18 protein-coding genes are annotated in these 20476 nt (G+C 66.0%); 14 read left to right on the top strand and 4 right to left on the bottom strand.

All coding sequences use genetic code 11. From position 1 onward, the window contains the following. The first annotated feature begins 314 nt into the window (after window positions 1-314). The 6 genes from PotMrB4_RS06820 to PotMrB4_RS06795 all read left to right on the top strand — a co-directional run bounded on the left by PotMrB4_RS06820 (window position 315) and on the right by PotMrB4_RS06795 (window position 8629). On the top strand, window positions 315-782 hold the full coding sequence (locus PotMrB4_RS06820) for a BRO-N domain-containing protein (RefSeq protein ID WP_172432853.1): 468 nt from the start codon (window positions 315-317) through the stop codon (window positions 780-782). 604 nt (window positions 783-1386) lie between these two features. Beyond that, a complete protein-coding gene (gene ccoG / locus PotMrB4_RS06815; protein ID WP_044413121.1) occupies window positions 1387-2796 on the top strand; it encodes a cytochrome c oxidase accessory protein CcoG in 1410 nt (469 codons plus the stop codon). A 78-nt stretch (window positions 2797-2874) separates the two neighbouring features. Continuing rightward, window positions 2875-4284 (top strand): GntR family transcriptional regulator MpaR, encoded by a 1410-nt coding sequence (gene mapR, locus PotMrB4_RS06810; protein ID WP_044413117.1) that lies wholly within the window; start codon window positions 2875-2877, stop codon window positions 4282-4284. Between the two features lie 427 nt (window positions 4285-4711). Next, window positions 4712-4909 carry a hypothetical protein gene (locus tag PotMrB4_RS06805; RefSeq protein WP_044413114.1) on the top strand — a complete coding sequence of 66 codons (198 nt, stop codon included), beginning with the start codon at window positions 4712-4714 and terminating at the stop codon, window positions 4907-4909. A gap of 153 nt (window positions 4910-5062) precedes the next feature. Then, on the top strand, window positions 5063-6535 hold the full coding sequence (locus PotMrB4_RS06800; protein ID WP_044413111.1) for an inorganic phosphate transporter: 1473 nt from the start codon (window positions 5063-5065) through the stop codon (window positions 6533-6535). Between the two features lie 216 nt (window positions 6536-6751). After that, complete coding sequence (locus PotMrB4_RS06795; RefSeq protein WP_107329608.1) at window positions 6752-8629, top strand: methyl-accepting chemotaxis protein; 1878 nt, start codon at window positions 6752-6754, stop codon at window positions 8627-8629. A 25-nt stretch (window positions 8630-8654) separates the two neighbouring features. Here PotMrB4_RS06795 and PotMrB4_RS06790 read toward each other — a convergent pair whose 3' ends face one another. From PotMrB4_RS06790 to purU, 3 genes are read right to left on the bottom strand one after another with little or no spacing between them, the layout of a single operon-like run. Then, on the bottom strand, window positions 8655-8831 hold the full coding sequence (locus PotMrB4_RS06790) for a hypothetical protein (RefSeq protein ID WP_172432852.1): 177 nt from the start codon (window positions 8829-8831) through the stop codon (window positions 8655-8657). 10 nt (window positions 8832-8841) lie between these two features. Beyond that, the gene (locus PotMrB4_RS06785) at window positions 8842-9261 is read right to left on the bottom strand and encodes a CBS domain-containing protein (RefSeq protein ID WP_172432851.1); all 420 of its coding nucleotides are present in this window, start codon (window positions 9259-9261) and stop codon (window positions 8842-8844) included. Between the two features lie 30 nt (window positions 9262-9291). Continuing rightward, window positions 9292-10143 (bottom strand): formyltetrahydrofolate deformylase, encoded by an 852-nt coding sequence (gene purU / locus PotMrB4_RS06780; protein WP_044413103.1) that lies wholly within the window; start codon window positions 10141-10143, stop codon window positions 9292-9294. A 302-nt stretch (window positions 10144-10445) separates the two neighbouring features. On the opposite strand from purU, the gene mvaT reads away from it, so the two are divergent. After that, on the top strand, window positions 10446-10823 hold the full coding sequence (gene mvaT, locus PotMrB4_RS06775; protein WP_044413100.1) for a histone-like nucleoid-structuring protein MvaT: 378 nt from the start codon (window positions 10446-10448) through the stop codon (window positions 10821-10823). A 64-nt stretch (window positions 10824-10887) separates the two neighbouring features. On the opposite strand, the gene sbcB is transcribed toward mvaT, so the two are convergent. After that, window positions 10888-12318, bottom strand: coding sequence for an exodeoxyribonuclease I (sbcB, locus tag PotMrB4_RS06770; RefSeq protein ID WP_172432850.1), 1431 nt, complete (start codon window positions 12316-12318; stop codon window positions 10888-10890). A 163-nt stretch (window positions 12319-12481) separates the two neighbouring features. On the opposite strand from sbcB, the gene PotMrB4_RS06765 reads away from it, so the two are divergent. The 7 genes from PotMrB4_RS06765 to PotMrB4_RS06735 all read left to right on the top strand — a co-directional run bounded on the left by PotMrB4_RS06765 (window position 12482) and on the right by PotMrB4_RS06735 (window position 20468). Then, window positions 12482-13234, top strand: coding sequence for a DUF2189 domain-containing protein (locus PotMrB4_RS06765; protein ID WP_142011717.1), 753 nt, complete (start codon window positions 12482-12484; stop codon window positions 13232-13234). Window positions 13235-13328: 94 nt separating this feature from the next. Further along, window positions 13329-14066 (top strand): RDD family protein, encoded by a 738-nt coding sequence (locus PotMrB4_RS06760; RefSeq protein WP_044413092.1) that lies wholly within the window; start codon window positions 13329-13331, stop codon window positions 14064-14066. Then, complete coding sequence (locus PotMrB4_RS06755; protein ID WP_074971664.1) at window positions 14063-15040, top strand: stage II sporulation protein M; 978 nt, start codon at window positions 14063-14065, stop codon at window positions 15038-15040. Before PotMrB4_RS06760 ends, PotMrB4_RS06755 begins: the two co-directional genes overlap by 4 nt. Beyond that, a complete protein-coding gene (locus PotMrB4_RS06750; RefSeq protein ID WP_172432849.1) occupies window positions 15027-16670 on the top strand; it encodes a DUF4129 domain-containing protein in 1644 nt (547 codons plus the stop codon). The genes PotMrB4_RS06755 and PotMrB4_RS06750 overlap by 14 nt, the downstream gene beginning before the upstream one ends. After that, the gene (locus PotMrB4_RS06745) at window positions 16667-17998 is read left to right on the top strand and encodes a DUF4350 domain-containing protein (protein WP_172432848.1); all 1332 of its coding nucleotides are present in this window, start codon (window positions 16667-16669) and stop codon (window positions 17996-17998) included. The genes PotMrB4_RS06750 and PotMrB4_RS06745 overlap by 4 nt, the downstream gene beginning before the upstream one ends. After that, a complete protein-coding gene (locus tag PotMrB4_RS06740; RefSeq protein WP_232060802.1) occupies window positions 17995-19137 on the top strand; it encodes an AAA family ATPase in 1143 nt (380 codons plus the stop codon). Before PotMrB4_RS06745 ends, PotMrB4_RS06740 begins: the two co-directional genes overlap by 4 nt. Beyond that, the gene (locus tag PotMrB4_RS06735) at window positions 19134-20468 is read left to right on the top strand and encodes a DUF58 domain-containing protein (RefSeq protein WP_172432847.1); all 1335 of its coding nucleotides are present in this window, start codon (window positions 19134-19136) and stop codon (window positions 20466-20468) included. Before PotMrB4_RS06740 ends, PotMrB4_RS06735 begins: the two co-directional genes overlap by 4 nt. Window positions 20469-20476 lie beyond the last annotated feature (8 nt).

The raw sequence follows: 20476 nt of genomic DNA, 5'->3' as shown, positions 1-20476 counted from the left end.
CCACTGCCACACCCTTGCCCTCAAAGTCCCACCTCCCTATCCTCCCCCAGCCACGGTAAATCCCGTGGCCGGGTTTGACAGCCCGATGCAAAGGCGCGATTGCGCCGCAAGGTGCATGCGAGAAACGGCGAGCGTTTCTTGCAGGCTCTTGCTCGCATGCAGTTTTCCAACTGCATGGCTCTATGGCAGATCGCGTGGGGAGACCCTCGGGTCTGCCGGCTCCTTTGCCCGGTCTGTCAACCCTACGCGATCTGCCACCCTTCGAATGACAGCGAATGGTGGCAGCTGATGAACTCAGCAAAGGACTATTCGCCATGAGCAAAGCTTTCACCCCCTTCGTTTTCTATCACCACCACCAACGCCTGCGCGCCGTGATGGTCGACAACCAGCCCTGGTTCGTCGCCCATGATTTCGCGCTGTTGATCGGCCTGGCCGATGCCCTCCCCCTGCTCCCGGCCCTGGAGCCGCACGAGCAGCAAACGCTCTGCCTGGGCTACAGCGATGACTTCCACGAAGAGGTGGTGGTGATCAGCGATATCGGTGCCTACCGGGCGCTGTTCCAGTTCGGCCAGCCGAAGCACGGCGAGGTGGGCCGCTGGCTGAACGAGGTGCTGGTGCCGACGCTGCATGACCATCACCGCACGCCGGATGCGGCGCCCAGCCGTGAGGTGTTGAACTACGGCGGGCGTCGGCTGGGGGTGGTGCGCTGGCAAGGTGAGCTGTGGGTGGCCTGGCGGGATTTGCCGTCCTTCATGGCTGGCGAGCCGGAGGTGACGGGGTGACCGGTACTCCGGCTGCCGGTCGCTGAGCTGGGCTTGGCCCCTTTCGGTATCGGGAGGGGCCTCTTTGGGCAACGGGGTTGCCCTTGGGCGATTGAAATCGCCCCTACAGGTGTATGCCGGGTGGGGCGGGCGGAGGGCTTTCGCGAATGAATTCACTCCCACGGGGTGCCTGCGGTCAGGCGTAGAGGGGATGGCGCTCTTTCCAACCACTAATGGCGTTTGCCTTGGCCCCGCACCTACGCCCCTCTCGGTGTCAGGAAGGGCCTTTGGGGCAACTGCGTTGCCCTTGGGCGATTGAAATCGCCCCTACGGGTGTAGGCCGGGTGGGTCGAGCGGGAGGTTTTTCGCGAATGAATTCGCTCCCGCGGGGTGCCTGCGGTGGAGCGTCTGCGTGTGAGGCGCGCCGTTCGATCATCTGCACTGCGACCTATTGCCGCGATCCCGACAGGGCCTTCGCTCGCGCGGCCAGGAACCACGGGTTTCAAGGGCCAGGGGGTGCTGCGGGGTCATCTGATATGGTTTTTGCCTGATTACCTGAATCTGTTTCCGGTATCAGCGCCTCCCTATAGTCCGCCTCGCCGTCATAGCCCAAAAGGCCTGAATCATGAGCGAGACCATCCCCGTCCGGCAGGTAGAGGTCGACCCAACGAGTCGCCCCGCTGCCACGTCCCTGTATGCCTCCAGTGCACCGATCCACACCCGCAGCTTCACCGGGCGTTTCCGCAACCTGCGCCGGTTGGGCGCGGGGCTGTTGTGCCTGTTGTTCTTCGGCACCCTCTGGCTCGACTGGGACGGCCGCCAGGCCGTGCTCTGGAGTCTGGAGGACAGCAAGTTCTACATCTTCGGTGCGACCTTCTGGCCGCAGGACTTCATCCTGCTGTCGGGGTTGCTGATCATCTGTGCCTTCGGGCTGTTCTTCATCACGGTGTTCGCCGGCCGGGTGTGGTGCGGCTACACCTGTCCGCAGAGCGTCTGGACCTGGATGTTCATGTGGGTGGAGCAGCGCACCCAGGGTGACCGCAACCAGCGCATCAAGCTGGCCGCCGCGCCCTGGGGTGCGGAGAAGGTGGCGCGCAACGTGGCCAAGCACGGTCTGTGGCTGGCCATCAGCCTGGCCACGGCGGTGACCTTCGTCGGCTACTTCACGCCGGTGCGTGAGCTGGCGATGAACCTGCTGACGCTGGAAGCCGGCGGGGTGGCGCTGTTCTGGGTGGTGTTCTTCACTGCGGCCACCTACATCAATGCCGGCTGGATGCGTGAGCAGGTGTGCATCCACATGTGCCCGTATTCGCGCTTCCAGAGCGTGATGTTCGACAAGGACACCCTGGTGATCTCCTACGACACCGCCCGGGGCGAGTCGCGCGGGGCGCGCAAGAAGGGGGTGGACCCGAAGAGCCAGGGCCTGGGCGATTGCATCGACTGCACGGTGTGCGTGCAGGTGTGCCCGACCGGCATCGACATCCGCGATGGCCTGCAGATCGCCTGCATCGGCTGTGCGGCCTGCGTGGACGCCTGCGATTCGGTGATGGAGAAGATGGGCTACGCCAAGGGCCTGGTGCGCTACAGCTCGGAACGCGAGCTGGAAGGCGGTACCACGCACCTGCTGCGTCCGCGCCTGGTGGGTTACGCCGCTGCGCTGGTGATCATGATCGGGGCCTTCGCCTGGTTGCTGGCGACGCGCTCGGAGGTGTCGCTGGATGTGATCAAGGACCGGGGCATGTTCCGCGAGAACGCCGCTGGGCAGATCGAGAACATCTACAACCTGAAGCTGATCAACAAGACCCAGCAGGACCTGCGCTACCGCCTGGAGCTGGCCGAGGGCGATGGCCTGGAGCTGGAGGCGCCGGCGCTGATCAAGGTGGAAGCCGGGGAGATCCTCGACCTGCCGGTGTCGGTGGCCCTGGTGGACGACGATGGCCGCAGCGGCCCCCGCGAGCTGGTGTTCCGCATCCGCGCGGTGGAGGGCGATGCCCAGGCCAGCGCCAGCAGCACCTTCGTCAGCCCGAGGCGCTGAGCCATGGAGCACGGCCGTGGCGGTAGCCGCACGCAGCGCTTAGAGTGGGCCTCCCCGGCCCACCTTCCCCAGGACAAGATGAAGCGCTACGAGAAATTCGCGGACGAGATCGCTGAACTGATCCGCACCGGCGTCCTGGCGCCGGGCCAGAAGGTGCCCTCGGTGCGGCATGCCAGCCGCACCTACGGGGTCAGTGCCTCCACGGTGTTCCAGGCGTACTACCTGCTGGAGAGCCGCGGGCTGATCATGGCCCGCGCGCGCTCCGGCTACTTCGTCTGCCAGCACGTCAAGCGTCCGCTGCAGGAGCCCCAGGTGAGCAGCCGCGAGGCGGCCACCACCGAGGTGGACGTGAGCGAGCTGGTGTTCTCGGTGCTCAGTTCGATCCGTGACCCGGACACGGTGCCCTTCGGCTCGGCCTTCCCCAGCCCGGACCTGTTCCCCCTGCAACGCCTGGCGCGCTCGATGGCCCATGCGGTGCGCGACATGGACCCGCGCTCCACCGTGGCCGACATGACGCCGGGCAACCACGGCCTGCGCCGGCAGATCGCGCTGCGCTACATGGTCGGCGGGCTGCCGCTGCCCATCGAAGAGCTGGTGATCACCAACGGCGCGCTGGAGGCGCTGAACCTCTGCCTGCAGGTGGTGACCCGGCCGGGCGACCTGGTGGCCATCGAGTCGCCGGCGTTCTACGCGAGCCTGCAGGTGCTGGAGCGGCTCAAGCTGAAGGCGGTGGAAATCCCCGTGCACCCGCGCGAGGGCATCGACCTGGAGGTGCTGGAGCGCAGCCTGGCCAGCCTGCCGATCAAGGCCTGCTGGTTCATGAGCAACTTCCACAACCCGCTCGGGGCGAGCCTGACCGAGGAACGCAAGAAGCACCTGGCGGGGCTGCTGGCCCGCTACCAGGTGCCGATGATCGAGGATGACGTGTACGCCGAGCTGTACTTCGGCCAGCACGCGCCCAAGCCGGTGAAGGCCTTCGACAGCGAAGGGCTGGTGATGCACTGCAGTTCGTTCTCCAAGAGCCTGGCGCCGGGCTACCGGGTCGGCTGGGTGGCGGGTGGGCGCTATGCCGGGGAGATCGAGCGGCTGAAGCTGATGACCAGCATCTCCGCCTCGGTGCCGGCCCAGGCGGCCATTGCCGACTACCTGCAGCACGGCGGCTACGACCGCCACCTGCGGCGCCTGCGCTATGCGCTGGAGAGCCAGCAGAACGCGATGCTGGCGGCGGTGGCCCGACACCTGCCGGAGCAGACCGGGGTCAGCCGGCCCGACGGCGGTTACTTCCTCTGGCTGGAATTCCCCCGCCAGGTGGATGCGCTGCGGCTGTTCCAGCTGGCCCTGGCCCAGGGCATCAGCATCGCGCCGGGGCCGATCTTCTCCGCGACCCGCAGCTACGGGCATTGCGCCCGCCTCAACTACGGCCACCCCTGGACGCCCCGCAGCGAGCAGGCGGTGGAGACCCTCGGGCGCATCATCAAGTCCCTCTGAGCGCCCTTCCCCACACCAATGGCCGGCTCGTTCATTGACCTGAACTTTGCCGGCTTTTGTGTGTTCTATGCTTCAGGTTCGATACACAGTCGCTACGAAGTTGCCATGGCAGCGAAGTGCGGCGGTGTTTGAATCACGCGGGCGGCCCCATGTTCCGCCTGTGACGGTGTATGAACTTTTCACGCGAGCCTAGAGCTGGCGGCAAGTTTGCCTATATACTTCGCCCACCTCCCGATACGCATTGCGACCTCGCTGTAACACAGGCGCCATGCGGCCTGGGCGGATCACGAAGACAACCTCGAGGTTGCAACAGGATTGTGCAAGGCACGCACACTCCTCTTCCGGCGAAAGTTGCAAAGGGCATTCGACCCTTCATCACCGGAACTTGGATCAAGACCATTTCAACAGCACACAAGCGGATCATTACGTGACGAAAGACGAACTGCGCGCCGAACTCGAGCGCCAGGAGAAACGTTACAAGGATGTATATGGCGGGGAAGTCACCACCTACGCCGCCCAGCCGGACCCCGAACGCAAGCCCTGGCGCAAACGCCCCAACTACCTGGACCAGGCCTTCGAGCGCGAGCTCCAGAAGATGGAAAAAGAGCTCAAGCAATCGGACTGAAACGATTTTTAAACAAAGCCTGCGCAGCCCTCGCTTCTAGGGCTGCGCTGCCATGACGCACGGAACGATACGACCAATCGGCGGTCCGGAGCTGGGCGGGAAGCGGTTTTCTGGCATAATCCGCGCCCCCTAACCAGCCGTCATACAACCTTCATGTTCGATCTCTTCAGCGGGCTTGATGCCTGGCTGGTGCTGAGCCTGGTGCTCGCCCTGGCATTCGTCCTGACCTTCGAGTTCATCAACGGTTTCCATGACACCGCCAACGCGGTCGCCACGGTCATCTACACCAAGGCCATGTCGCCCTACCGGGCGGTGGTGCTCTCCGGCATCTTCAACTTCCTCGGCGTGCTGCTGGGTGGAGTCGGCGTGGCCTATGCCATCGTCCACCTGCTGCCGGTGGAGCTGCTCATCAACGTCAACACCGGCCACGGGCTGGCCATGGTGTTCTCGCTGCTGGCGGCGGCCATCACCTGGAACCTGGGCACCTGGTACTTCGGTATCCCGGCCTCCAGCTCCCACACCCTGATCGGTTCGATCCTCGGCGTCGGCCTGGCCAACGCGCTGATCTCCGACCTGCCCCTGGGCGAGGGCGTGAACTGGGGCAAGGCCATCGACATCGGCCTGTCGCTGATCTTCTCCCCGGCGGCCGGCTTCATGGTCGCAGCCCTGGTGCTGCTGAGCCTGAAGTGGCTGTATCCGCTGTCGAAGATGCACAAGACACCGGAAACCCGTAAGGAACTGGACGACAAGAAGCACCCGCCGTTCTGGAACCGCCTGGTGCTGGTGCTCTCGGCGATGGCCGTGAGCTTCGTGCACGGCTCCAACGACGGCCAGAAGGGCATCGGCCTGATCATGCTGGTGCTGATCGGCATCGTTCCGGCCAAGTTCGTGCTGGACCTGAACAGCACCACCTACCAGATCGAACGCACCCGCGACGCTGCCACTCACCTGAGCCAGTTCTACCAGCGCCACACCGACACCCTCGGTGAGATGCTGGCCCTCGGCAAAGCCAACGTGAGCGAGATGCCGCAGGCGTTCCGCTGCGAGCCGAAGCAGACCGAGGCGACCATCGCCGGCCTGCTGGGCAACCTTCAGGGCGTGCAGAGCTACGCCGACATGAGCGAAGAGAAGCGCGTCGAGACCCGCCGCTACCTGCTCTGCCTGGACGACACGGCGAAGAAGGTGGGCAAGCTGTCCGACCTGCCGGCCCGTGAAAAGGCCGACCTGGAGAAGCTGCGCAAGGACCTGACCGCCACCACCGAGTACGCCCCCTTCTGGGTGATCATCGCGGTGGCCCTGGCCCTGGGCATCGGCACCATGGTCGGCTGGAAGCGCGTGGTGCTCACCGTCGGCGAGAAGATCGGCAAGCAGGGCATGAGCTACGCCCAGGGCATGAGCGCGCAGATCACCGCCGCCATCGCCATCGGCATGGCCAACATCTACAGCCTGCCGGTCTCCACCACCCACGTGCTCTCCTCCGGCGTGGCCGGCACCATGGTCGCCAACAAGAGCGGCCTGCAGGGCGGCACCGTGCGCAACATCCTGATGGCCTGGGTGCTGACCCTGCCCACCTCGATGGCGCTCTCCGCTGGCCTGTTCTGGCTGGCGACCACGCTGTTCGTCTGAGTCATCGGCTTCATCGAGAAAGGCGCCTGCGGGCGCCTTTTTCATGCCTGCTCGCCGGCCGGGGCGTCGCTGAATACCTGTGGAAAGTTCCGACATACAGGCATTTCGCCAGCCTCAAGCTTTAATGGGTAATGACCGACACAGTGGGGGACGCGACCACCAGAAGCCGCGCACTTGCCGTACTCGGCACCCCGCCCCAACCGGACGCACGAAGCCATGACCAAAAATATGAAGTTCAGCCACAAGATCCTGCTCGCCGCCTCGCTGGTGGTGATCGCGGCCTTCTCGCTGTTCACCCTGTACAACGATTACCTGCAACGGAATGCGATCCGGGAAGACCTGGAGAGTTACCTGAAGGAAATGGGTAACGTCACCGCCGGCAACATCCAGAACTGGCTCTCCGGCCGGATCCTGATGGTGGAGAACCTGGCCCAGAACATTGCCCAGCACCCCGAGCCGGATGCAGTGGCCAAGCTGCTGGAACAGAAGGCGCTGACCTCCACCTTTGCCTTTACCTACCTGGGCACCCAGGACGGTGCCTTCACCATGCGCCCGGACGAGGCGATGCCGGCCGGCTACGACCCCCGTCAGCGCCCCTGGTACAAGGACGCCATCGCCGCCGGCTCGACCACCCTGACCGAGCCCTACATCGATGCGGCAACCAAGGTGCTGATCATGACCATCGCCACGCCGGCGCCCGGCCAGGGCGTGGTGGGCGGCGACCTGAGCCTGGAAACCATGCAGCAGATCGTCAACTCGCTGGACTTCCAGGGCATGGGCTACGCCTTCCTGGTGAGCGAGGACGGCACCATCCTGGTCCACCCCAACAAGGACCTGGTGATGAAGAAGCTGGCGGAGGTCTACCCGACCAACACCCCGCGCATCAGCACCGACTTCACCGAGACGGAGCTGGACGGCAAGCCCAGCATCCTCACCTTCGCGCCCATCAAGGGGCTGCCGACGGTGAAGTGGTACATCGGCCTGTCCATCGACAAGGCCCAGGCCTTCTCGATGCTCAACGAGTTCCGCACCTCGGCCATCATCGTCATGGTGATCTCGGTGGTGATCATCATCCTCCTGCTGGGCATGCTGATCCGCTTCCTGATGCAGCCGCTGCTGCTGATGGGCCGCGCCATGAGCGACATCGCCCAGGGCGAAGGCGACCTGACCCGTCGGCTGGAGGTGCATTCCCAGGATGAGTTCGGCGAGCTGGCCCAGGCCTTCAACCGTTTCGTCGAGCGGATCCACGCCTCCATCCGCGAGGTTTCGGCCACCACGCGCCAGGTGAACGAGGTCGCCCAGCTGGTGCTGAATGCCTCGAACTCCTCCATGAGCAACTCCGACGAGCAGGCGCAGCGCACCAACAGCGTGGCGGCGGCGATCAACGAGCTGGGCGCGGCCGCCCAGGAGATCGCCCGCAACGCGGCGGATGCTTCCCACCAGGCCTCCGATGCCAAGGACCAGTCGGAAGACGGCCGCCAGGTGGTGGAGCAGACCATCAAGGCCATGAGCGACCTGTCGGCGAAGATCAGCACCTCCTGCGCCAACATCGAGGCCCTCAACGCCAAGACGGTGAACATCGGGCAGATCCTGGAGGTGATCAAGGGCATCTCCGAGCAGACCAACCTGCTGGCGCTGAACGCAGCCATCGAGGCCGCCCGCGCGGGCGAAGCCGGGCGCGGCTTCGCGGTGGTGGCGGACGAAGTGCGCAACCTGGCCCACCGTACCCAGGAGTCGGCACAGGAGATACAGAAGATGATCGAGGAGCTGCAGGTGGGCGCTCGCGAGGCGGTCAACACCATGACCGAGAGCCAGCGCTACAGCGAGGAGAGCGTGACCATCGCCAACCAGGCCGGCGAGCGCCTCTCCAGCGTGACCCTGCGCATCGGCGAGATCGACGGCATGAACCAGTCGGTGGCGACCGCGACGGAAGAGCAGACCTCGGTGGTGGAGTCCCTCAACGTGGACATCAACGAGATCAACATGCTCAACCAGGAAGGCGTGGAGAACCTGCAGGCGACCCTGCGTGCCTGCGCGGACCTGGAGCAGCAGGCCGCCCGCCTGAAGCACCTGGTGGACAGCTTCCGCATCTGAACCGTCCGGGCATGAAAAAGGCGCCTCAAGGCGCCTTTTTCGTGTCTTCCGCTTCGTCCTGGATCTGCTTCCAGAGGGCTTCTGCATCCGGGAAGTCGGTGCCGTCCTCCTCGTCCAGCGCCTCGGGGTCATAGCGCCGCACGCAGCCCTCGCCGAGGGTGGGCGGGGCTTTCGAGGTGGCGCGATCGAGCGGATCGGACATGGGCAGTCCCCTAGGCCAGGCGGCTGGCGTCGTGCTGGGCGAAGGCCTTGATCGCCCGCAGGGCATCACGGCGGCTGAGCACGCCCACCAGCACGCCCCGCTCCACCACCGGCAAGGCCTCGCGCCGCTCCCGCAGCAGGCGCTGGCAGACGTCAACCACGTCCTCGTCGGGGGAGACGCTGTCCAGCTGTGCCTGCATGCACGCTCCCACCACACCGCCTACAGCATCGTAGTAGGCACCGGAGAGAATGCCGCGCAGGCAATCGGATTCGGACAGCATGCCCAGCAGGTGGCCCTGGGCGTCCACTACCGGGGCACCGCTCAGACGGTGCTCCAGCAGGCGCTCGATGGCCAGGAACAGGTCGGTCTCCGGCCGGAAGGTCACCTGGTGGTGGGTCATGTAGTCACGAACCTGGATGGACTTGAGCATGGGATCGTTCCTTGTTCCGGCAGTGTGCGATCAGTCGAAGACGACGGTCTTGTTGTCGTGCACCAGCACGCGGTCTTCCAAGTGGTAGCGCAAGCCACGGGCCAGCACCAGCTTCTCCACGTCCTTGCCGAGGCGGACCAGGTCTTCGATGTCGTCGCGGTGGCTGATGCGCACCACGTCCTGTTCGATGATCGGGCCGGCGTCCAGCTCCTCGGTGACGTAGTGGCAGGTGGCGCCGATCAGCTTCACGCCGCGCAGCGAGGCCTGGTGGTAAGGCTTGGCACCCACGAAGGAGGGCAGGAAGCTGTGGTGGATGTTGATCACCTGGTGGGCATAGCGCTGGCACAGGTCCGGCGGGAGGATCTGCATGTAGCGCGCCAGAACCACGGTGTCGGCATTGTGTGCGTCGACCAGGCGGGACACCTCGGCGAAGGCCGGGGCCTTGTCCTTCGGGTCCACCGGTACGTGGAAGTAGGGGATGCCGTGCCACTCGACCATGCTGCGCAGGTCGTCATGGTTGGCGATGACGCAGGGAATCTCGCAATCCAGCTCGCCGCTGTGCCAGCGGTGCAGCAGGTCGGCCAGGCAGTGGGACTCGCGGCTGGCCATCAGCACCACGCGCTTCTTCACCGCCGAATCGGTGATGCGCCAGGACATGGAGAACTCCCGGGCAATCGGCGCGAAGGCCTGGCGGAAACCGTCCAGGTCGAACGGCAGCGAGTCGGCGCGGATTTCATGCCGCATGAAGAACCAACCGCTCTGGTTGTCGGAGTGATGGCTTGCCTCGGTAATCCAACCGTTATAGGTGGCCAGGAAATTACTCACCTTGGCGACAATGCCGACGCCGTCCGGGCAGGCAATCACCAGACGAAATGTGCGCATGGGAAACTCCAGATACTTCGCAAAGGCGGCCATTCTAGCGGCACGCGGTGAAAACTTCAGCAGGCCCGAACACTTCATCCGACGTCCCGCGTGCCCCTGCCAGGGGCATGGGTATTAGCACGCGGGTCTTCAATTGGCGGGGGAGTTGTTCATGCCAGTTGTGGGTGAACAACTAACAGGCCCGCCTGCATTCATTGGTAAAAAATATTCGATTGATACTTTCCTGACATGTTTACTTGGTTTAGTGTCCTGACTATTATCCCTCCACATCATTCACCCCTAATTCACCAAGGGACGCCGACATGTCGCTGATCAATGAATACCGCGCCACTGAAGAAGCCATCAAAGAACTCCAGGAGCGCCTGAAGAACCTGTCCCAGGACGACAAGCTGCAGAAAGAACTGGAATTCGAAGGCAAACTCCGCACCCTGATGGGCGAATACCAGAAATCCCTGCGCGATATCATTGCCCTGCTCGACCCCGAGGCCAAAGCCGCCAAGCAACCGCGCGCAGCCAAGCCGGCCACCGGCACCAAGCGTGCCCGCAAGGTCAAGCAGTACAAGAACCCGAACACCGGCGAAGTCATCGAAACCAAAGGTGGCAACCACAAGACCCTGAAAGAGTGGAAAGCCAAGTGGGGCGCCGAAACCGTTGAAAGCTGGGCCACCCTGCTGGGCTGATTCAGTCGGTTTCAACAAAAACGCCAGCGGATGCTGGCGTTTTTTATTGCCTGTTCGAACAGGACTACAGCGAATAACGCTGACGCATTACTTCGGCATGGGCTTGCCAGGCATCAAGAATCGCCAACTGATCGGTTGACGCAGTTGCACGCAACTCCAGCAGCGCTTCGGTGAATGCCGCCAGGGTATTGGGTGCTCCGTAATTGGGATGCATAAGCCGATTCCGACAGAACTCCTGCCAGCGCGACTGCTCCTCCGCACTCAAAGTTTCCGGGAAGTTTCGCGCCCGGTAACGGAACAGCAACTCCGGCAAGCGCGAATCATCGAATGGCCATACTTCCCGCGCCAGTCGCTGCGGATCGGCATTGCGCACCTGCTCGCACAGTCGACGATCACGATCCCCGAGGAAGCCGTCATAAAGTTGCTGCTCGGGATCTTCGCTGCCGGCAAAGGACTCTTCGGCATAAACCATTGCCAACTTGTCCTGCCAGTTCGCCTGTTGCCGTGCCAGTTCATCTGCCTTGGCCTGACAGGCGGCCAGGTCGACGCCAATCCGCTCCCGATCCGCCGGCCTTAGTACGGAAAGCGGTGCCACCACGGGGCACTTGTTAATGTGCAGCAGTTTCAGTGGGACCGGCAGTTCGCCTTCGGCCAGGGCATCCCGCCGGGTATAGAGACGGGCGCGCAAGGTCTCGGCGTCCAGGTCCAGCAAGGGCGAAACCTCCACCTGCAGATCACAGACGATCAGGGCGTTGCGGTTGCGCGGGTGCCAGGCCAGCGGCAGCACCACCGCAAGGAAATGACGCTCCGCCGAATAGCGGCCCGATACGTGGACCAGCGGCTGCATCAGGCGGATCTGCTCCATCACCTTGTGCTTGCTGCGCAGCTGGAACAGGTAGTCGTACAGCTTGGGCTGGGCTTCGCGCACCCGGCGGGCCATGCCGATGGTGGCGCGCACGTCGGACAGCGCGTCGTGGGCCTGGCCATGGTCGATGCCGTTGGCAGCGGTCAGCCGCTCCAGGCGCAGGGTCACCCGCCCCTCCTCGGTGGGCCACTGCAGGCCTTCCGGCCGCAGGGCATAGGCCGTGCGCAGGGTATCGATCAGGTCCCAGCGGCTGTTGCCGCCCTGCCATTCCCGGGCGTAGGGGTCGATGAAGTTGCGGTAGAAGCTGTAGCGGGTCACCTCGTCATCGAAGCGCAGGGTGTTGTAGCCCGCGCCGCAGGTGCCCGGGCGCGACAGCTCGGCATGCACCCGGTGGATGAAGGCCGCCTCGTCCAGCCCCTTGCCTTGCAAGGTCGACGGCAGGATGCCGGTCACCAGGCAGGCCGCCGGGTGGGGCAGGATGTCGTCGCTGACGCGGCAATACAAGTTCACCGGCTCGCCGACTTCGTTCAGTGCCTCGTCGGTGCGGATGCCGGCCATCTGGATGGCCCGGTCGCTACGCGGGTTGATGCCGGTGGTCTCGTAGTCGTACCAGAAGATGCTGGGGGTCACGCCGCCTCCTTGAATCCGGGCGTAGGGTCGCAGTGGGCCGGAAGTCTAACAGCCCCCTCCCAAGGCAAATCGCCAAATCGTGATGCAGCCGATTGCAATTGCCCGGACAACTCCAGAAACTCGCCCACCATTCATATCCAGGCCCAAGGCACAGGGAAGCGTCATGAGCGAACTCCAGCAGAACCCCTACTCCGCACCGCGCAGCGAGCTGGTAGAACGTCCGCCGGCAGACAATGTGCCCAGCATCGAAGACGCACTCGCCCGCGGCTATGACTTCCGCATCGGCGAACTCATCAGCGAAAGCTGGCAACGCATCCAGGGCCTGAAGGGCATGATGATCGGCGGCCTGCTGGTCTACTCGGTGGTCAGCCAGTTCGTCAGTTTCATCCTCGGCCTGGTGCTGGGGCTGTTCGTCGGCAGCGAGGGCATGCTGCTGGTGATCGGCCAGATGATCATCGGCATCATCGCCGGTGCCTGCGCCGCGCCGGTGATGGCCGGCCTGTACATGCTGGCCATGCGTCACGTGACCGGCCAGCCGCTGAACTTCAACGAAGTCTTCGCCCACACCGGCAAGTTCGTCCCCCTGGCCATCCTCAGCCTGCTGATCCCGCTGATGGTCTATGCCGGCTTCCTGCTGCTGGTCATTCCCGGCATCTATCTTGGCATCGCCTATGCCCTGGCCATGCCGCTGGTGGTGGAGCGCGGCCTCTCGCCCTGGCAGGCGATGGAAGCTTCGCGGCGCGCCATCAGCCAGCGCTGGTTCAAGTGCTTCGGCCTGTTCACCCTGCTCGGCCTGATCGTCATGCTCAGCGCCCTGCCGCTGTTCATCGGCCTGGTCTGGACCCTGCCCATGTGCTTCGTGGTGGTGGCCCTGCTGTACCAGCGCATCTTCGGCATCCAGCAGTTCCCCCAGTAATTCGCGGAGCCCGGACCGATCCGCCCGAGCGGATCGGTTGCCTCGCCACCCCGTTGCTCGCTAGCATCGGCCACCCCCTCCACGCAGTCGGACCATGTCTTCTACGACCGGCAACAACAGCCCATACGGAAATGAGCAGGGTCTGACCGCTCCGCTGGACACCCGCTACCGCGTCGAGACGCCCGAAGGCATCGACCTGCTGCTGCGCCCCGCCAGCCTCCTGCCACGCGCCCTGGCGTTCTTCATCGACCTGCTGATCCGTGGCGGCATCCTGCTGGTGATGTTCGTGGTCCTCGCCCTGCTCGGCCAGTTCGGTATCGGCCTGGGGATGATCCTGCTGTTCCTGGTCAACTGGTGGTACATGGTGCTGTTCGAGGTGCTCAACCAGGGCCGTTCCCCCGGCAAGCAGGTCATGGGCCTGCGCGTGGTGCATGACGACGGCACCCCGGTGGGCTGGGCCTCCTCCCTGGTGCGCAACCTGCTGCGCTTCATCGACCTGCTGCCCTTCGGCTATACCCTCGGGCTGATCAGCAGCCTGCTCAACCCGGCCTTCAAGCGCCTGGGCGACATTGCCGCCGGGACCCTGGTGGTCTACCGCGAAGAGAAGGCCAGCCGCCCGAACCTGCCCGAGGCCACGCCCCTGCGCTCGCCGGTGCCCCTGAGCCTGGAGGAGCAGCGCGCCATCCTCGGCTTCGCCGAGCGCCAGGCCGGCCTCTCCAGCGGCCGCCGTGCCGAGCTGGCCGGCATCCTCGCCGCGCCCCTGGAAACACCGCCCGAACAGGCCGAAGCCACGCTCAACGGCATTGCCCGCGGCCTACTGGGAAGCCCATGAAACAGAGCCTCTTCGAACACCGCCATCAGGCCGGCTGGAACCGCTTCGCCGCCCAGCTCGACGCCCTGGAACGCGGCAAGGCCGACCCCGCCAGCTGCGAGACCTTCGCCGCGGAGTACCGCCACCTCTGCCAGCAGCTCTCCCTCGCCCAGGAGCGCGGCTACAGCAGCCACCTGATCGACCAGCTGCAGCACCTGGCCATGCGCGGCCACCAGCAGTTCTACCGCCACCGCAGCCACCTGGGTGCACAGATCCTCGGCTTCATCCTCGGCGGCTTCCCGCGCCTGGTGCGCGAACAGTGGCGCAGCATCGCCGTGTCCAGCCTGCTGTTCTACGGCACCCTCATCCTCATGGGCGTGCTGGTGTATTGCTTCCCCGACCTGGTCTACAGCGTCGTCTCGCCGGAACAGGTCAGCGAGATGGATTCGATGTACGAGCCGGATGCCCACCGCATCGGCGCCAGCAAGCGCGACGCCAGCGACGACTGGATGATGTTCGGCCACTACATCATGAACAACATCGGCATCGGCTTTCAGACCTACGCCGGCGGCCTGCTGTTCGGGGTCGGCAGCCTGTTCTTCATCCTCTTCAACGGCCTGATGATCGGCGCCATCGCCGGCCACCTGACCCAGGCCGGCTACGGCGAGACCTTCTGGTCCTTCGTCATCGGCCACGGTGCCTTCGAACTCACTGCCATCACCTTCGCCGGCGCCGCCGGGCTGCAGCTCGGCTGGGCGCTGCTGGCACCCGGTCGCTACACCCGTGCCGAATCTTTGCGTCTGGCCGGTGCCCGCAGCGTGCGCCTGGTGGCCGGGGTGATCCTGATGCTGCTGATCGCCGCCTTCATCGAGGCCTACTGGTCCTCCATGACCTTCGCCACGCCCCTGGTGAAGTACGTGGTCGGCGGCAGCCTGTGGATGCTGGTGGGCAGCTATTTCACCTTTGCCGGACGGGGTGGCCATGCGCCTGACTGACGCCTCCGTCGCCATCCGCCCACGCAGCGCCTGGGAAGCCATGGACCTGGGCGTCCTGCTGGCCCGCCGCCACGCCGGCCTGCTGATGGCCAGCTGGGCGCTGACCACCCTGCCAGTGTTCATCGTCATCAGCCTGCTGCTGTGGAAGTACTCCACCTGGGCCTTCATCGCCTTCTGGTGGCTCAAGCCGCTGTTCGAACGCCTGCCGCTGTACATCCTCTCCCGCGCCCTGTTCGGCGACACCCCTACCCTGCGCGAAGCGCTCAAGGCCTGGCCGACCCTGGCCAGGCGGCAGATCATCGCCAGCCTGACCTGGCGCCGCTTCAGCCCCACCCGCAGTTTCGACATGCCGGTCATGCAGCTCGAAGGCCTGTCCGGCATCCCGCGCAGCCAGCGCCTGGCCGTGCTGGGCCAGCGCGACGCCGGCGGGGCCACCTGGCTGACCATCATCGGCATGCACCTGGAGTGGGCGCTGTTCACCGGCTTCATCACCCTCCTCTACCTGATGCTGCCCCAGCAGCTGATCATCGACATGGACTGGCAGAAGCTGCTGCAAGCCCAGGAAGGTGAGTGGGTCTGGATCGAGCACCTGTCCAACCTGTTCTACGCCTTCGTACTGATCATCTGGGAGCCGGTCTACGTCGCCTGCGGCTTCACGCTCTACCTGAACCGCCGCACCCAGCTGGAAGCCTGGGACATCGAGCTGGTGTTCCGCCGCCTGCGCCAGCGCCTCACCGGAGTCGCCTACGCCCTGCTGCTGGGCCTGGGCGTCGGCCTGGCCTTCACCCTGCCTTCCGCCCCCGCCATTGCGCAGGAAGCCACAGCCGAGTCGGTGCCCGACACGGCCACTGCCGGCGACAAGGCCGCCGCCAAGCCGGAAGAGAAGGTCGACCCGATGGGCCCCGATGCCGACCGCCTGCTCAACCAGCCCCTCACCAGCACAGCCTCCCGGGACAACATCAAGGCCATTCTCGACGCCCCGCCCTTCACCAACCGCGAGACATTGACCCGCTGGCGCCTGCACGAGGACGAGAAGCCGGAGAAGAAGAAGGAAGAGCTGAGCCAGGACGACAAGGACGCCTTCGAACGCTTCATCCGTGGCCTCATGGCCCTGGGGGACTTCTGGAAATCCCTCGGTTTCCTCGCCAAGGTCATCGAGGTCCTGCTCTGGACCCTGGTCATCAGCCTGGTGTTGCTGCTGGTCTGGCGCTACCGCGAATGGCTCTCCACCTTCGTCGACCGGATCGGCCTGCCCGCCCGCATCCGCCGCGACACCCCCACCCAGCTGTTCGGCCTGGAAGTGGCGCCCGAAAGCCTGCCCGACGATGTCGCCGCCGAAGCCGAACGCCTCTGGAGCGACCACCCCCGCGAAGCCCTCGGCCTGCTCTACCGCGCCCTGCTCAGCCGGCTTTTGCACGACTTCCGCCTGCCCCTCAAGGGCTCCCACACCGAAGGCGAAGTACTGCAGCTGGTCCAGGCCCTGGAACGTGACGACCTCGGGCGCTTCGCTCAGGTGCTGACCCGCCACTGGCAGAACCTCGCCTACGGCCACCAGATGCCGCCGGAAACCCTCAAGCGCGGCCTCTGTGAAGGCTGGCGCCGACTGTTCGCCCAGGGGGCCAGCGCATGAGCCGTCGCGGCCAGTTCATCCTTGGCGCCCTTGCGTTCCTGATCATCGGGCTCATTGCCATCTACCTGCTCGGCCGCCTGGAGCCCTACGAGGAAACCCTCGAACTGGGCGCAGCCCCCGAGGCCCGCCAGGACGACTACCTGGCCGCCCAGTACTACCTCAAGCGCCAGGGCATCGAAGCCAGCCGGGCCGACAACCTCAGCGTGCTGGACACCCTGCCCGCTCCCGGCAACACCCTGCTGCTGATCGCCAGCCGCGAGAACATGACGCCTTCCCAGGCCGACCGCGTACTGGAATGGGCCAGCAAGGGCGGCCACCTGCTGTTCGTGGCCGAAGCCCTCTACGACGAGGAAACCGGCACCAGCGACGACCTGCTGCTCAACCGCCTCGGCATCCAGCAGTTCGACGCCGAGGAGCTCGACGACGTCGACGAGGATGCGCCCGAGAGCGCAGCGGACGAGGAGCAGGCAACGGACAGCGAAGACGCTGACAGCGAGGCCGACAGCAACGAAGACGCCGACCCAGGCATCGACGAAGCGACCCAGCAGGCCGAAGCCCCCGCCGACGAGCAGGACGCGGACGAGCAGCCGGAAGCGGATGGCGAAGATGACGGGGAGCCCTACCCCGAGCTGACCAAGCTCTACCTCGAGAACGAGGACGCGCCGGCCTACATCGACTTCGACACCCGCTTCCACCTGTACGACAGCGAGGACCGCGCCCACGCCTGGGCCAACAGCGACAAGGCCACCCACATGCTGCAGATGAACTACGGCAACGGCCTGGTCACCGTGCTCACCGACAGCTGGATCTGGCAGAACGACAACATCGCCAGCCACGACAACGCCTGGCTGCTCTGGTACCTGACCCAGGACACCCACGCCACGCTGCTCTACAACGCCGACCGCGACGACCTGGCCAGCCTGCTCGGCCGCCACTTCCCCGAAGCCCTGGCCGCCCTCGCCCTGCTGGTGCTGCTCGGCCTGTGGCACGTCGGCCTGCGCCAGGGCCCGCAGATCGCCCCGGCGAACCGCGCGCGCCGGCAACTGGAAGAGCACCTGCGCGCCAGCGCCGACTTCCTCCTGCGCCGCAGCGGCAACCAGGTGCTGCTGCGCCACCTGCAGGGCGACATCCTGCGCCGCGCCCGTCGTCGTCACCCCGGTTTCGAACGCCTCGGCGTGGCCGAGCAGTGGCAGGTGCTCAGCCGCCTCAGCCGCCTGCCCCCCAGCGCCATCAGCCAGGCCATGCGGCCGCTGCCCAAGCAGCGCCTCAGCGCCTCCGAATTCACCCGCCAGGTCGCCCACCTGCAAAGCCTCAGGAATGCCCTATGAGCGAACAGAAGCCCGATCAGCCGATCACCGACGAAGCCGAAGGCCTCAACCTGGACCTCGCCGACGTGACCTCGGATGCCACCGCCACGCCCCAGCCCGCCCAACCGGCACCGGCTGCTGCCGCACCAGCGCCGACACCGGCCCCGCAGCCAGCGCCCGCACACGCCACTGCCGCCAGCTCCCAGCGCCAGCGCGCCAGCCAACTGGCCCAGGCCCTGCGCCAGGAACTGCAGAAGGCCGTGGTCGGCCAGCTGCAGGTCATCGACGACGTGCTCACCGCCCTGCTGGCCGGCGGCCACGTGCTGGTGGAAGGCGTGCCCGGCCTCGGCAAGACCCTTCTGGTACGCGCCCTGGCGCGCTGCTTCGGCGGTGAGTTCTCGCGCATCCAGTTCACCCCCGACCTGATGCCCAGCGACGTCACCGGCCACGCCGTCTACGACATGCAGAGCGAGCAGTTCAAGCTGCGCAAGGGCCCGGTGTTCACCAACCTGCTGCTGGCGGACGAGATCAACCGCGCCCCAGCCAAGACCCAGGCCGCCCTGCTGGAAGTGATGCAGGAACGCCAGGTCACCCTGGAAGGCCGCGCCCTGGCCGTGCCCCAGCCATTCCTGGTGATGGCCACCCAGAACCCCATCGAGCAGGAAGGCACCTACCCCCTGCCCGAGGCCGAGCTGGACCGCTTCATGCTCAAGCTGCGCATGGACTACCCCGAGGCCGGCGAAGAGCTTGCCCTGGTGCGCCAGGTCACCCGCTCCGCCCGTGCCGACATGCTGGAGGTAGCGCCCCTGCGCACCCTGCTGCAGGCCAAGGACGTCCAGGCCCTGCAACGCATCGCCAGCGAACTGCCGATCGACGACCAGGTGCTCGACTACGCCGTGCGCCTGGCCCGCGCCACCCGCAGCTGGCCGGGCCTGGCCATGGGTGCCGGCCCGCGCGCCTCCATCGCCCTGGTGCGTGGTGGCCGTGCCCGCGCCCTGCTGCGCGGCGGCGACTTCGTGCTCCCCGACGACATCAAGGCCTGCGCCCTGGCCGTGCTGCGCCACCGTGTGCGCCTGTCGCCCGAGCTGGACATCGAAGGCCGCTCCGTCGACGACGTCCTCCAGCAACTGCTCGACCAGGTGCCGGCACCCCGCCTATGAAGCCATCGCGCCTCCTGCTGGCCCTGCTGGGCGTCCTGCTGGCGCTCGGCATCGTGCTCGGCACCCTGGATGCCCTCAAGGTCGGTGCGCCGGCGCAGCTCCACCTCATCTGGTGGGGCCTGCTCGGCGCCCTGGGCTTCATCGCCGCGCTCGACGCCACCTGGCTCCGGCAACTGCCCTCGCCGCGCCTGGAGCGCCAGCTGCACGGCAACCTGTCCCTCGGTCGCTGGGGCGAAGTGCGCATGACCGTGCACCACCCCTACGCCCGCGAACTGGCACTGAAGGTGTTCGACCACGTGCCCGAAGGCATGGAGTTCGAGCACCTGCCCCAGGTGGTCGGCCTGCAGCCCGGCAACACCACCGAATTCGGCTACCGCGTCCGCCCGCTGGCCCGCGGCCGCTTCGTCTTCCCCCGCTGCGAGGTGGAGCTGCCCAGCCCGCTGGGGCTCTGGGGCCATCGCCGGCGCCTGGAGATGAGCGACGAAACCCGCGTCTACCCCGATTTCGCCCGCCTCTACGGCGCCCAGCTGATGGCGGTGGACGACTGGATCAGCCAGCTCGGCGTGCGCCAGCGCCCACGCCGTGGCCTGGGGCTGGAGTTCCACCAACTGCGGGAATTCCGCGACGGCGACACCCTGCGGCAGATCGACTGGAAGGCCACCGCCCGCAAGCGCACGCCGATCGCCCGGGAGTACCAGGACGAGCGCGACCAGCAGATCGTCTTCATGCTCGACTGTGGCCGCCGCATGCGCAGCCAGGACGGCGACCTCTCGCACTTCGACCACGCCCTCAACGCCAGCCTGCTGCTCAGCTACGTGGCCCTGCGCCAGGGCGACGCGGTGGGTCTGTCGACCTTCGCCGGCACCAACGCGGATCGCTACCTGGCACCGGTCAAGGGCCAGGCCCAGCTCTCGGTGCTGCTCAACGCGGTGTACGACCTGGAAAGCAGCCAGCGCCCCGCCGACTTCGCCACCGCCATCGACGCGCTGCAGGCCAAGCAACGCCGCCGCGCCCTGGTGGTGCTGGTGACCAACCTGCGTGACGAGGACGACGAGGAACTGCTGACGGCGGTGAAGCGCCTGGGCCGGCAACACCGTGTGCTGGTGGCCAGCCTGCGCGAGGAAGTGCTCGACACCCTGCGTCACACGCCCGTGCAGCGCTACGAGGAAGCCCTCGGCTACTGCGGCACGGTGAGCTACCTCAACGCCCGCAACGGCCTGCACGAGCGGCTGGCCGCCCACGGTGTCCCGGTTCTGGATTGCCGCCCTTCCGAGCTCGGTCCCGAGCTGGTCAGCCGCTACCTGGCCTGGAAGAAGGCCGGCGTCTTCTGAGTCGCTCC

Source organism: Metapseudomonas otitidis (assembly GCF_011397855.1).
Classification (GTDB): Bacteria; Pseudomonadota; Gammaproteobacteria; order Pseudomonadales; family Pseudomonadaceae; genus Metapseudomonas; species Metapseudomonas otitidis.
Note: the sequence above shows the minus strand (reverse complement) of the source record. Positions and strands in the feature narration are given on the sequence as shown.